The 12,528-nt window shown below is 69.6% G+C and carries 11 protein-coding genes; 9 read left to right on the forward strand and 2 right to left on the reverse strand.

Features of this window, described 5'->3' with window-relative positions; genetic code table 11:
* Positions 1 to 28: 28 nt before the first annotated feature.
* The 8 genes from VN461_15340 (at position 29) to VN461_15375 (ending at position 7,554) form a co-directional block, all read left to right on the forward strand.
* Entirely contained in the window at positions 29 to 466 is a 438-nt protein-coding gene (locus tag VN461_15340) for a transcriptional repressor (GenBank protein HXB56152.1), read from the forward strand.
* Positions 463 to 888: a rubrerythrin family protein gene (locus VN461_15345; GenBank protein HXB56153.1), complete on the forward strand. Its 426-nt coding sequence runs from the start codon at positions 463 to 465 to the stop codon at positions 886 to 888. The genes VN461_15340 and VN461_15345 overlap by 4 nt, the downstream gene beginning before the upstream one ends.
* 149 nt (positions 889 to 1,037) lie before the next feature.
* Positions 1,038 to 2,303 carry a heterodisulfide reductase-related iron-sulfur binding cluster gene (locus VN461_15350; protein ID HXB56154.1) on the forward strand — a complete coding sequence of 422 codons (1,266 nt, stop codon included), beginning with the start codon at positions 1,038 to 1,040 and terminating at the stop codon, positions 2,301 to 2,303.
* Positions 2,303 to 2,899, forward strand: coding sequence for a DUF3501 family protein (locus tag VN461_15355; protein HXB56155.1), 597 nt, complete (start codon positions 2,303 to 2,305; stop codon positions 2,897 to 2,899). The genes VN461_15350 and VN461_15355 overlap by 1 nt, the downstream gene beginning before the upstream one ends.
* 38 nt (positions 2,900 to 2,937) lie before the next feature.
* On the forward strand, positions 2,938 to 5,661 hold the full coding sequence (locus VN461_15360; protein HXB56156.1) for a HEAT repeat domain-containing protein: 2,724 nt from the start codon (positions 2,938 to 2,940) through the stop codon (positions 5,659 to 5,661).
* Positions 5,654 to 6,598 (forward strand): cyclic nucleotide-binding domain-containing protein, encoded by a 945-nt coding sequence (locus VN461_15365; GenBank protein HXB56157.1) that lies wholly within the window; start codon positions 5,654 to 5,656, stop codon positions 6,596 to 6,598. Before VN461_15360 ends, VN461_15365 begins: the two co-directional genes overlap by 8 nt.
* A gap of 141 nt (positions 6,599 to 6,739) precedes the next feature.
* Complete coding sequence (locus VN461_15370; protein HXB56158.1) at positions 6,740 to 7,063, forward strand: YtxH domain-containing protein; 324 nt, start codon at positions 6,740 to 6,742, stop codon at positions 7,061 to 7,063.
* Positions 7,064 to 7,107: 44 nt separating this feature from the next.
* Positions 7,108 to 7,554, forward strand: a complete 447-nt coding sequence (locus tag VN461_15375; GenBank protein HXB56159.1) for a hypothetical protein — start codon at positions 7,108 to 7,110, stop codon at positions 7,552 to 7,554.
* Positions 7,555 to 7,590: 36 nt separating this feature from the next.
* Here VN461_15375 and VN461_15380 read toward each other — a convergent pair whose 3' ends face one another.
* Complete coding sequence (locus VN461_15380; protein HXB56160.1) at positions 7,591 to 8,091, reverse strand: PH domain-containing protein; 501 nt, start codon at positions 8,089 to 8,091, stop codon at positions 7,591 to 7,593.
* Between the two features lie 209 nt (positions 8,092 to 8,300).
* On the opposite strand from VN461_15380, the gene VN461_15385 reads away from it, so the two are divergent.
* Positions 8,301 to 10,928 (forward strand): M1 family aminopeptidase, encoded by a 2,628-nt coding sequence (locus VN461_15385; GenBank protein HXB56161.1) that lies wholly within the window; start codon positions 8,301 to 8,303, stop codon positions 10,926 to 10,928.
* A 33-nt stretch (positions 10,929 to 10,961) separates the two neighbouring features.
* On the opposite strand, the gene VN461_15390 is transcribed toward VN461_15385, so the two are convergent.
* A complete protein-coding gene (locus tag VN461_15390; GenBank protein HXB56162.1) occupies positions 10,962 to 12,449 on the reverse strand; it encodes a SpoVR family protein in 1,488 nt (495 codons plus the stop codon).
* Between the last annotated feature and the right edge of the window lie 79 nt (positions 12,450 to 12,528).

Genomic DNA, 12,528 nt, shown 5'->3' on the forward strand with positions numbered 1-12,528 from the left:
TACAAATAAATGAGAATAATTATCAGTTATGGGGTTGCGCAAGTCACGTCAGCGGGAGGTGGTCCTGGCCGTGGTCCGCTCCACCATGGACCATCCGACCGCGGACTGGGTGTACCGGCAGGCGCGGCGCACCCTCCCCCGCATCGGCCTGGGCACGGTCTACCGTAACCTGAAGACGCTGGCGGAGGAGGGAGTCATCCGGGAGATACACACCGGCGGGCACTCCGCGCACTTTGACGGCAACACCGGCCGGCACTACCACATCCGTTGCCTGGGCTGCGGGCGGGTCAACGACCTGCCCATGTCCGTGGACACGCGCCTCGAGGAGGAAGCGGGACGGGCCATGAACTACCGGATCCTGGGCCATCAGGTGGAGATCCACGGGCTCTGTCCTCTCTGTCAGGCGCCAGAACCAAAACTCAGGAATCATTCTCAGCACGCTCCTAAGGAGACCGAAAGACCATGAGCACGCTCAAGGGAAGCAAGACGCACGAGAGCCTCAAGCACGCCTTTGCCGGCGAGAGCCAGGCGAACCGCCGCTACTTGTACTTCGCCCGGGCCGCGGACATCGAGGGCTACCCCGAGATTGGAGGCCTCTTCCGCGACACCTCCGAGGCGGAGACCGGCCACGCTTTCGGCCACATGGACTTCCTGAAGACGGTGGGCGACCCGGCCACGGGGGTGTCCTTCGGAAACACCCGCCAGAACCTGCAGTCGGCCGTCGAAGGCGAAACCTACGAGTACACCCAAATGTACCCCGGCATGGCCAAGACCGCGCGCGAGGAAGGCTTCCTCGAGATCGCGGAGTGGTTCGAGACCCTGGCCAAGGCGGAGCGCAGCCACGCCGGCCGCTTCACCAAGGGCCTCGAGGGCCTGAAAGAGCTCTAGGGACATCAAGGGGGGGCGGCTCCTTGTAGCGGCCCCGCCCCCGGGGCCCGCGTGGGGGCCCGCGGCCATCCAGGGGTGACGCCCCCGCCGGCCCGTCGCCCCGGGTGGGCTGCGCTTCCCTTTGCCCATCGTCGCCAGAGAGGACGTGGATGACACTCGATCCCTCCGACCCCGCCTTCTTCGACACCCGAGCGGTGGAGAGAGAACTCGCCCGCGTTACCGAGATCTGCGACGGCTGCCGACGCTGCCATCGCCTGTGTCCCTCCTTCGACCACATGCTCGAGCGGGTGGACCACCACGAGGGCGAGGTGGCCAAGGTGACGAGCGCCGACTACCGGAAGATCGTCGACCTGTGCTGGCAGTGCAAGCTCTGCTTCAACCACTGCCCCTACACGCCCCCCCACCGCTTCGACCTCGACTTCCCCCGCCTTATGCTGCGGGCCAAGGCGGCGCGGGCCAAGGCGGAGGGGGTCACGCGGGCGGACGCCTGGCTCGGCAACGTGGACGCGGTGGGAGCGCTCGGCTCCTTTACCGCCCCTCTCAGCAACTGGGCCAACCGCTTCCCCCCGCACCGCTTCCTCCTGGAAGCGGTGGTGGGCATCGACCGCACCCGCAACCTTCCCCGATTCCATCACCGGACGTTCGCGCGCTGGTTCCGCGAGCGAAGGGGCGGCCGCCATGCCCAGGGGTCCAAAGTGGCGTTCTTCTATTCCTGCTCCGTAAACTACAACGAACCGCAGGTCGGGCGCGACGCGGTGGCGGTGCTGGAGAAAAACGGCTGCGCGGTCTCCTGCCCGGAGCAGGTCTGTTGTGGGATGCCGTATCTGGACGGGGGCGACATCCCCTCCGCCGTCGAAAACGCGCGGAAAAATCTGGCCGCGCTCGGACCCCTCGTCGAGGAGGGAGCCACGATCGTGGTGCCCCAGCCCACCTGCTCCTATGTGCTCAAGAAGGAGTACCCGACCCTGGTGCCGGGGGAGGCCGCCCAAAAAGTGGCGGCCGCCACCCAGGACTTGTTCGAGTACCTGGCCAACCGGCAGAAAGAGGGCAGGCTGTGCCGGGAGTTCCCGGGTCCGGGTCCCGGCCGGGTCGCCTACCAGGTCCCGTGCCACCTCCGGGCCCAGAACATGGGCTTCAAGACCCGGGATGTCTTGCAGCTCATCCCGGGCACCGAGGTGTCCCTTGTCGAAAAGTGCACGGCCATGGACGGCACCTGGGGGATGAAGAAGGAGTACTACCCGATCAGCCTGGAGTTCGCGAGGAAGGCGGTGAAGGAGATGGAGGCCTCGCAGCCCGAGACCTTCATGACCGACTGCACCCTCTCCGCCCTCCAGATCGAGGCCGTGCGCGGGCAAAAGCCCGCGCATCCGGTGAGCTTGCTGCGGGAGGCTTACGGCCTTCCCGAGGAGCGTTGATGGAGAAGATCCGCCCCGCGGAGATCAAGAACCTGGTGGAGTACGAGAAGGTCCGGGAAGCCGTGCGCGCGCGCATCATCGAGCTGAAGAAGAGGCGCCGGGTCTCGGTGGGGGACAGCTTGACCTTCCTCTTCGAGAACCGGGCGACCGTTCTCTTCCAGATCCAAGAGATGATCCGGACGGAGCGCATCGTCGAGGAGGGGAAGGTCCAGGACGAGATCGACGCCTATAACGCCCTCATCCCCGCGCCCGGAGAGCTGTCGGCCACCCTCTTCATCGAGATCCCCGGGCTCGTGCACATGAGCCAGGATGAGGTGCGGCGGACGGTGAACCGCTTCCAGGGTCTCGACCGGCAGGGTGTCTCCTTGAGGGTGGGGGAGCGGCTCCCCTTGCCCGCCCGCTTCGAGGAAGGGCACAGCAAGGAGGAGAAGATGGCGGCCGTCCACTACCTCCGCTTCGTGGTCCCCGGGGAGGCCCTGCGCGCCCTGGGCGATGCTGGACAGCGGGCGCGGCTGGTGGTCGATCACCCGAACTACGCGGCGGAAAGCGATCTGCCCGCGGAGACCCGGGCCGAGCTGCTCCAAGACCTGGCCTGAGCGGCCCGTCGTATACTCCAAGCTCGATGCTTTCGGGCTTGGCGACCGTCCGCCCTGAGGAACGACGCGGCACCGCCGCCGCCTTCCTGACCATCTTCGGCATCCTCGCCTCGCACACCCTCCTGGAGACGGCGCGGGACGCGCTTTTCCTGGCCCGTCTTCCCGCCTCCCAGCTCCCCTGGGTGTATCTGGTCATCGCCGCGGTCGCGGTCGGCCTCTCCCAGAGCCGGTGGGGGGGGCAGCGCCGCTCCTCCACCACCTACGGCCTCTCCCTGCTCCTCGCCGGCTGCGCAACCATGACCCTGATCTTTTGGCTCGTGGGCTCCTGGCGAAACCCCGTCGAACTCTACGTGCTGTACGTATGGACGGGGCTCGTGGGGAGCCTCACCGTTCTCGAGTTCTGGATGGTCCTGAGCGACACCTACACCGTCTCCCAGGCCAAGCGTCTCTACAGCCTGGTGGGGACGGGCAGCCTGCTGGGGGCGGCGGCGGGGGCGGGCCTGGCGCGCCTCCTCGCGCGGAGCGTGTCGACGCCCCAGCTCGTCCTGGGTGCGGCCGCGGCCATGTTGGTGACCGCGCTGGGGCCCGCCCTCCTGCTCCGGAGGTCGGAGGCGGCTGGCCCCCCCCTGCCCCCCGGGCTCTCGACGCTTCGGCAGTCCCTGCGCGCCATGAAAGGCCATCCCTACGTGCGAGCCCTGGCTGGCCTGGTGCTGATCTCCACCGTCGCCCTCACCCTGGCCGACTACGTCTTCAAGAGCGCGGTGGCGCGCCAGATTCCTTCCGACCAGCTCGGCTCCTTCTTCGCCACCTTCTACATGATCCTGAACCTCCTGGCCCTCGCCGCCCAGCTCCTGCTCACGGGCTGGCTCTTCCGGGTGCTCGGTTTCCACCGCGCGCTCTGGGCCCTGCCCATCCTTCTCTTCATGGGGGCGGCGGGGGTGGCGCTGGGGGGTGGGCTGGCCGCGGCCCTGCTCCTGAAGGGAGCGGACGGCACCCTGCGGAACTCGCTCCACCGCACGGGGAGCGAGCTGCTCTTCGTGCCTCTGCCCGACTTGCTCCGCGCCCGGGCCAAGCCCTTCATCGACCTCGTCGGCCAGCGCGGGGGGCAGGCCCTGGCCTCGTTGCTCATCCTCTCCGAGGCCACCCTCCACCGCGGCGACACCGTGCTGGCCGCGGCCTCGGCCGCGCTCTGCCTGGTCTGGATTGCCTGGGCGGCCGACCTGAGGGGCCACTACCTGGACCTCTTCCGGGCCGCGCTCCGCGAAGGCTCCATCAAGCCCAGCCTGGACCTCCCGCCCCTCGACCTGGGCTCGCTGGAGACCCTGTTCAGCGCCCTCAACAGCCAGGAGGACACCGAGGTCCTGGCCGCCCTGGACCTGCTCGCGGAGGAGGGCCGGACCCGCCTCATTCCCGCCCTCATCCTCCACCACCCCTCACGCGGGGTGGTGCTGCGCGCCCTCGATCTCTTCGCGCGGGCGGGACGGACCGACTTTGTCCCCGTGGCCGACCGGCTCCTCGGCCACCCCGATGCCGAGGTCCGGGCCGCCGCCCTCCGCGCCCGCACCACCGTCCACAGCGAGGAGGGGGTCCTGAGGACCGCGGGGAGCGACTCGAGCCCGCTGGTCCGGGCCACGGCCCTGGCCGGCCTCGTTTCCGGGGGCTGGATCAGCGACGAGGCCCAGAGCACCCTGGACGGGCTGCTGGAGCACGGCTCGCCCGAGGAGCGAGTGGCCCTGGCCCGGGCGGTCAGCGAGCAGCCCGCGCCGGTGTTCGCGGAGATCCTGCTCCGGCTGGCCGAGGACCCCGACAAGGAGGTGCAGGTCCACGCCGCCCGGGCCATGGGAGCGGTGCGAAGCGCGGGCTTCCTTCCCGCTCTTCTGCCGCTCCTCGGCCGGCGCGAGGTCCGGAGCGCCGCCCGCACCTCGCTGGTCGCGTTCGGGCCGGAGGGGCTCGCCTTCCTCGATTCCGCCTTGGCTGACCACGCCCTTCCCCATGACGTCCGCCGACACCTGCCGCGCACGATCAGCCTCTTCCCCCCCGCCGAGGGGGCGGCCGTGCTCCAGCGCCACCTGGTGGGGGAACCGGACGGGCTGGTGCGCTTCAAGATCCTGCGCGGCCTCAACCGCACCGCCCAACACCCGGAGGTCGTGTTCGACGGGGCCATACTCCGGGAAGCCACCGAGGCCACGGTGGCGGCCGCCTTCCGCCTCGTCGACTGGCGGCTGAGCCTGGCCCGGGGGGCCGCCGAGGACGCCCGACGGGCCACTCCCGGGCACGAGCTGCTTTCCGCTCTGCTCCGGGACAAGGAGCTGCAGGCCGGGGAACGCCTCTTCCGTCTCCTCTCCCTCCAATTCCGAAGCGAGGACTTCAAGGGGATCTACCTGGGCCTCCGCAACACCAACCCGAAGGTTCGAGCGGGGAGCCGCGAGCTGCTGGAGAACCTCGTGGCCGCCCCCCTGCGGGGGGCCCTCCTGGCCCTGGTGGACGAAGCCCCCGACCCCGAGCGCCTGGCCCGGGCGGGGCCCTACTACACCCCGCGCCCCCTTGACTACGAGGGCTTGCTCGCCCTCATCCTCGAGCAGCCCGGGGAGTCGCTCCGCTGCATCGCTGTGTACCACGTGGGGGAGCTGGGCCTGGGGTCGCTGCGCGGTCGGGTGGAAACCCTGCGTCGGGGGGAGCCCGGCTTCTTCCTCTCCCGCGTGGCCGACCACGCGCTCAGGCTCCTGTCCGGACCGGAGGGTGGCACCCTCGCCCATGCTTGATACCCCCCACGCGGTCACGGGCCTGGAGCGGATCCTCTTCTTCAAGAGACTGCCCAACCTCGCCGACCTGCCCGCGGCCGAGCTGACGGTGATCGCGGACCATGCCGCGGAACGCTTCTTCACGAAGGGCAGCCCCATCCTCCGCGAGGGGGAGCCGGTGGGGGCGGTCCACCTTGTCGTGGAGGGCGAGGTGGAGGTCCGGCGCCGAGATAAGCCCCTGGGCCGCTTCGGTCCCGGGACCGGCTTGGGTGGCCTGGGTCTTTTCGCCCGCGACACCGAAGGCTGGGACGTCACCGCCGTCGCCGACACCTTGACCCTGGAGCTGGAGGCGGACGCCCTGCTGGAGGTGTTCGAGGACCGGTTTCCCATCCTCCTTCATGTGTTGCGGAACACCTGTCGGCAGCTCCTCGATCTCCTGGTGCGCAGGGAGGTGGATCCCCGGCGGGGGATCCCTCCCGCCCCACCCTTGCCGCCGGGGGGGCGCGACCTGGACCTGGTGGAACGCATCTTCTTCCTCCGGCAGATGCTGCCCTTCCAGAGAAGCAGCATCAACGCTCTCTTCGAGCTCTCGCGCGGCCTCACCCAGGTTCGCTTTCCGCCCGGGGTCACCCTCTGGCGGGAGGGGGAGTCCTCCCCCGGCATCTATCTGATCCTGGCCGGCAACGTGAGCGCGGTCTCGGTGGCCCGGGGCCTCCAGTTCCGGCCCGGCCCCGGCTATCCCCTGGGTTCCCTGGAGGCGGTTTCGGGGTCCCCCCGCTGGTACGACGCCGTGACCGAGACCCCCCTCGTCGCCCTGCAGGGGAATGCGGAGGCCCTCATCGACGTCTTCGAGGACAACTTCGAGATGGCCATGGACTACCTGGCCATGGTGGCCCGGGGCCTGCTCCGCATCCTGGAGGCCGAGGGGCGGGGGGGCGCCACGGAGCCCCCCATGTAGCCGCACATCGTCAGAGCCCGAGGGTCCAGATGCAAGCCGCCCGAAGGAGCTCGACTCCGAGGGCCACCCCCACTTGTCGAAGTTGCGGGTCAAGGTGGGTCTGTTCTAAGCTATCCTTCTTCGTTGTTGTGAGGAGGCCTTATGAGTGATGATCGCGGTGCGGGCGCTTCGGGAATCATCCTTTCGTTCCTACTGGGGGGCCTGGCGGGTGCGGCCTTGGCCGTCCTGTTCGCCCCCCGCTCCGGCGAGGAGACCCGGGAGCTCCTAGAGGGAAAGCTCCGGGAGAGTGCCGAGCGGGGGAAGCACCTCCGGGATCGGGCGGTCAGCAAGAGCCGCGAGACCCTGGAGGACGCGGCCGAATACCTGGACAAGCAGAAAGAGAGCCTGGAGAAGCGGCGGGACCGGCTGGCGGCGGCGGTGGAGGCCGGTCGCCAGGCCTATCGCGACGAGAAGGAAAAGATGTAACGACCCCGGGGGCGGAGTAGGGGCGAGCGGGAGAGGGGCGAGAGATGGACTCCTGGATGGTGTTCTTCCTGGGCGTGATCGCGTTGTCATCGCTCGTCCAGGCCGTCTTCTTGATCGGGCTCGCGGTGGGGGGGCGGCGTGTGGCCCGCCGCCTGGACGACATGCAGAAGGCGATCGATCGGGAGATCCGCCCCAGCCTCGACAACCTCTCGCGCATCACCCGGAACCTCGCGGAGATCGCCGACCTGGCCACCCTGCAGGCGCGCCGGGTCGATGATGTGCTGGCGGACACCGTGGACAAGATCGAGGAAGCCTCGGACATGATCCGCCGTGTGATCCTGCGCCCGCTGGGCCCGCTCGTGGACGTAGCCGCTTTCTTGAAGGGGCTTCGCCGGGGCGTTCAGGTCTACCGGAAGCTGCGCGGGCTCGAGTCCCAGGGCCGCGGCTCCTCCCGCCGCTACGCCGACGAGGACGAGCACCTGTTCATCTGACGTTCAACGGAGACCCCTTCAGGGCCTCCGGCGACCTCAGCGGGAAGGCCCGGGCCGGGTTGAGCCCTCCCGCACCCGGCGGGCAATGGTGCGCTCGAGGCGTGCGCGCTCATCGGGGGCCAGGTCGCCCGTCCCCACTCGGACCTGGGCTTCCGCGCGGTCGGTAATCACGAGCGCCCGCGCGCCCGTGTCCACCCGGGTCACGTCCCCCCAGGCGATGCTGGTCGAGCCCAGCGGGCCACCCAGGGTGATGCCGGTCTCGCCCGCCTCCAGGCGATAGGCCAGGAGGTGAAGGCCGAGGAAGAGGCCGGCCACGGCCAGAGCGGCCCCGCCCAAGCGCAGGAGCCGGTTGCGGAGGAGGACGGCCAGGAGCGCAGACGCCACGGCGGCGAGGAGGGCGGCCGCTCCCCGCGGCCACGGGTAGTCGATGCGCAGGCCGGCGTTGAACCAGGTGACGCGGGCCGGGCCGAAGGCCAGCCCGGCCCCGGCCAGGATGGCCGCGCCCAGGAGCCCGAGCGCAATTCGGCGGCGCCACATCACGCCGATTCTGTCATGACCGCCGCCTCCCCGTATCCCCGATCCGGGCGGGACGGGAGGGGGGCCTGCGGGCTCTTAACGACTCAGTCGATGGCGGTCGGGAACTCCCGTATGGAGACCAACGACCCACTCCCTGCGAAGAGCGGGGGTCCGTGCGCAGCCACCGCCAAGGTCGAAGGGCCGTCCCGGGGCCCATGGTATAAGGCCGTGTGCCCCTCCTGGCTCTCGCCCTCCTCCTAGCTCTCCCCCCGCCCGCTCCTCCCTCCGGCCTCCGCCTCGGCGCGAGCGTGCGCCCGTTGCGCGAGGCCGTCGACCTCCGTATCGTGCCCAGCGCCGAGCGCTTCTTGGGGACGGTGGACATCGACCTCGAGCTTCGGGAGGCGACGTCCACGCTCTGGTTGAACGGGACGGGGCTGGAGGTCAGCGCCGCCCGCCTGGAGTTCAGCCGCAAATCCCGTGTGGCTCGGGTCGTTCTCGAGGAGGACCGGCTGGGCTTCTCCTTCGAGCGCGCGGTGGGGCCGGGCAAGGTACGCCTGCACATCGAGTACCGCGGGTCGCTGAGCGCCACCGCGACCGAGGGGCTCTTCCGGCGGCGGGACGGGGACGAGTGGTATGTGTTCTCGCAGTTCGAGCCCACCGACGCCCGCCGGGCGTTCCCTTCCTTCGACGAGCCCTCCTTCAAGATCCCCTGGCGGCTGACCCTCCACGTCCGCGAGGGGGACGTGGCCGTCTCCAACATGCCCGTGGTGGGGACGGTCTCGGAGAAGGACGGCTTGAAGCGGGTGGACTTCGCAGAGACTCCACCCTTGCCCAGCTACCTCCTGGCCGTCGGGGTCGGCCCCTTCGAGATCGTGGACGCGGGGGTGGCGGGCCGGAAGCACACCCCCCTCCGCATTCTCACCGCCCGCGGCCGGACCGGCGAGGCGGCCTGGGCGGCCACGACCACGCCCCGTCTCCTCGAGCGGCTGGAAGAGTACTTCGACCTGCCCTACCCCTACGACAAGCTGGACCAGCTCGCGGTGCCGGTGACGATGGCTTTCGGGGCCATGGAGAACGCCGGCCTGGTCACGTACGCGGAGGGGCTCCTCCTCCGCAAGCCGGAGGAGGAGAGCATTGCCTTCCGCCGGCTCTACGCCGACGTCTGCGCGCACGAGCTGGCCCACCAGTGGTTCGGCGACCTCGTCACCCTGACCTGGTGGGACGACGTGTGGCTGAACGAGAGCCTCGCCAGCTGGATGGGCACGAAGGTGATCGAGGGCTGGAAGCCGCAATGGGCAGCGAGAGCGGCCCAGGTAGTCTCGCGCCGAGAGGCCATGCAGCAGGATCGCCTGGCCGGGGCGCGGCGGATCCGCCAGCCAATCGTCACCAAGCACGACATCGTGGACGCTTTCGACTCCATCACCTACGTCAAGGGGGAGGCGGTGGTGAGGATGTTCGAGTCCTGGCTCGGGGAGGACGTGTTCCGGAAGGGGGTGCAGCGCTACCTGGGGCGGCACGCCTGGGGCAACGCGACCACCGCGGATTTCCTGGCCGCGCTGAGCGCCAAGGCGGGCCGGGACGTGGGCCCCGCTTTCTCGACCTTCCTGGACCAGCCGGGCATCCCCCAGGTGTCGGTGGAGCTCGTCTGCGCGCCGGGGGGGGCCCCGCGCCTGCGGCTCCGCCAGGAACCCTATCGACCCCTCGGCTCCGGGGGGATCTCCCGGCCCACGTGGCAGGTGCCGGTCTGCGCCCGCCCCGGCCCGGACGGAAAGGCGAGCCGCGCCTGCACCCTGCTCACGGAGGCGACGGGTGAGCTGGCCCTGGACGGGACGGCGTGCCCGGACCTGGTGGTGGCGAACGACGGCGAGGTCGGCTATTACCTCACCCGGTACCCGCGCGAGCTCCTGCGCCCGCTGCTCGCGAGCGGCGCGCGCGGCCTGACCGCGGCCGAGCGCGTCGGCTTCCTGGGTAGTGTCGAAGCCCTCACCCTCAGCGGCGACCTCCCCGCGGCCGAGGTCCTCTCCTTCCTGCCCGCCGCCGCCCGCGATCCCGACCGCCACGTAGTGGAGACCGCGGTCGCCGTCGCCCGAAGCGTGGGGGCGCCGCTCTGGGGGGAGGGCTCGCGGCCGCTCTTTGCCCGCTTCCTGCGCGACACCTTCGGGGAGCGCGCCCACGGCCTGGGCTGGAAAACCCGATCCGGGGATGACGAGGACACCCAGTTCCTACGGCGCACTCTTCTTTCCCTCGTCGCCCTGGAGGGGGAGGACGAGGGCCTGGGCGCGGAGGCGGTCGCGCTCGCCCCGCGCTGGCTCTCCGAGCCCAAGGCTCTGGACCGCGACATGGTGGGTGTGGTGCTCCAGGCCGCCGCCCGCCGGGGCGACCCCGCCCTCTTCGAGCAGCTCCGCGCGGCTGCCCTCGCCGCCACGGACCGGGAGCGGCGACGAGAGCTCTTGCATGCGCTGGGCGCGTTCCCCGATCCGCCACTCCTGGATAGGGCGCTGTCCCTCACCCTGGGCGAGGGCCTAGATCCCCGGGAGTCGATCGAGATCGTCTGGAGCGCGGCCCAGGGGGCAAAGACCAGGGCCGAGGCGTATGCCTTTGTGAAGGCCCACTTCCAGGCCCTGACCGCGCGACTGCCCCCCGACTTGAGCGCCCTCCTGCCCCAGGCGGGCGCCTCGCTCTGCACGGCCGCGGAGGCGACGGACCTGGAAGCGTTCTTCCGCCCGCGGGCCGGTGATTTCCCGGGTGGCCCGCGGGTTCTCGACAGCGTGGTGGAGCAGGTCCGGTTCTGCGATGCGTTCCGGAGCGCCCAGCAGGCGAGCGCGCTCTCCTTCCTGTCCGGGCATGGGGGCCGCTGAGAGACCGCCGCGGGGGCTAGGCGCGACCCCGCCTCAGAGGCGACCGGACTTGTGCTCGCTGCCGTCGAAGGAGAGGAGCCGGCCGCGGCCCTCCTCCGCGGTCTCGATGTGGACGGGGCGGCGCCACAGCCGGTGAAGGTTCTTCAAGGTGTCCTTGGCCTTCTCCAGGTCCAGGGGGATGCCCTCGAAGCGGTGCTTTAGGTAGAGTTCCCCCCGGTTGCCGTAGTTCGCGTCCACCACATGGATGATGGGTTGGCCCAGGTTGGTGAGGGAGAAGAGAAGGCGTTCCTTGACCTTGCGCCAGTCCCGGCTCACGATCACGTGCTTGCCGGCCCGCGAGTCGTAGCCGTAGACGTAGAGCTTGAGCCTCTCGCAGAACTCCTCATCCAAGAAGGCGTCGATGAAAGTGACGTCGTTGTAGATCTTGCGCACCTCGAAGATCTTCTGCCGGCCCAGTCCCAGCTTGTGGTCCCAGCGGCGCCGGGCCTCCAGATCGTCGCAATCCTCGTACTCCTTGCCGAACCTCCCCTTGTTCCAGCGGTTCTCGATCTCCCGGAAGAGCTCGATCCCGATCTTGTAGGGGTTCATCCTTCCCGGGGTCATGGCCAGGGTTCCCGAGTGATGGTCGGCGAAGTCCACCACCTCGGAGTCGGTCAAGGCCCGCTGGGTCATGATCGTGCTGTGCCAGAAGCTCGCCCAGCCCTCGTTCATGATCTTGGTCATGCCCTGGGGGGCGAAGTAGTAGGCCTCATCGCGGACGATGGCGAGGACGTCGTGCTCCCAGTTCTCGAGGGGGCCGTGCTCGAGCAGGAACTGGAGCACGTCCTGCTGGGGCTCCTCCGGGACCAGCCGCCTTTTCTTGGCCCTCTCCGCGAGCCGCACCTTCTGCTCCTCGAGGAAGGCGGGGGGATTGATGTAGGGCTCCATGTAGCCCTTGCTGCGCAGGCGGGGGACCTCCTTCGTCTCCTCCTCTTCGGCCAGGCCGGGCCGGGGCCGCTCCCGCTTCTCCTTGCGCTGGATGAAGTCCGCGTGGTAGTCGATGAGGTTCTCCAGGCTCAGGCAGGCGTCGATGAAGTCCTCCACCGGCTCCAGGCCGTGGCGGTCGATGTAGGACCGGACCCGGGTCGCGTGGTTCGCCATGTCGTCGATCATCCGGCGGTTGGTCTCGCTGAACCAGTAGTTGTTCTTGAAGAAGTCGGCGTGGCCGAAGACGTGGGCCATGACCAGCTTCTGCTCCACCGCCGCATTCGCTTTCATGAGGTAGGCGTATACGGGGTTGTTGTTGATGACCAGCTCGTAGATCTTGGAGAGGCCGTAGGAGTAGCTCTTGCTGAGCTCCTCGTACTCCATCCCGAAGCGCCAGTGGGGGTAGCGGGTGGGGAAGCCGCCGTAGCTTGCCACCTCGTTGAGCTGGTCGTAGTCCAGAACTTCGAACACGACGTCGTAGAAGTCGAGGCCGTATTCGCGGGCGTAGCCTTCGATCTCCCGCCGCCAGCGGTCGAGGTCCGCGTTCAGGTTCATTGGGGGAGCGGGGGGTCGGCATCCCCCCCGACCCCGGGGCCGCCCCCGGGGGAGAGCACGGGTGGCGCGAGGAGGCGGG

The organism is Vicinamibacteria bacterium, from assembly GCA_035570235.1.
Lineage (GTDB): Bacteria > Acidobacteriota > Vicinamibacteria > Fen-336 > Fen-336 > DATMML01.

What these genes read in the sequence shown, in the direction of transcription:
- VN461_15375 (HXB56159.1), top strand. Translation starts at nt 7,108, where the DNA reads ATGGACTCCTGGATGGTGTTCTTCCTGGGCGTGATCGCGTTGTCATCG.
- VN461_15370 (HXB56158.1), top strand. Translation starts at nt 6,740, where the DNA reads ATGAGTGATGATCGCGGTGCGGGCGCTTCGGGAATCATCCTTTCGTTC.
- VN461_15340 (HXB56152.1), top strand. Translation starts at nt 29, where the DNA reads ATGGGGTTGCGCAAGTCACGTCAGCGGGAGGTGGTCCTGGCCGTGGTC.
- VN461_15365 (HXB56157.1), top strand. Translation starts at nt 5,654, where the DNA reads ATGCTTGATACCCCCCACGCGGTCACGGGCCTGGAGCGGATCCTCTTC.
- VN461_15350 (HXB56154.1), top strand. Translation starts at nt 1,038, where the DNA reads ATGACACTCGATCCCTCCGACCCCGCCTTCTTCGACACCCGAGCGGTG.
- VN461_15390 (HXB56162.1), bottom strand. Translation starts at nt 12,449, where the DNA reads ATGAACCTGAACGCGGACCTCGACCGCTGGCGGCGGGAGATCGAAGGC.
- VN461_15380 (HXB56160.1), bottom strand. Translation starts at nt 8,091, where the DNA reads ATGTGGCGCCGCCGAATTGCGCTCGGGCTCCTGGGCGCGGCCATCCTG.
- VN461_15345 (HXB56153.1), top strand. Translation starts at nt 463, where the DNA reads ATGAGCACGCTCAAGGGAAGCAAGACGCACGAGAGCCTCAAGCACGCC.
- VN461_15355 (HXB56155.1), top strand. Translation starts at nt 2,303, where the DNA reads ATGGAGAAGATCCGCCCCGCGGAGATCAAGAACCTGGTGGAGTACGAG.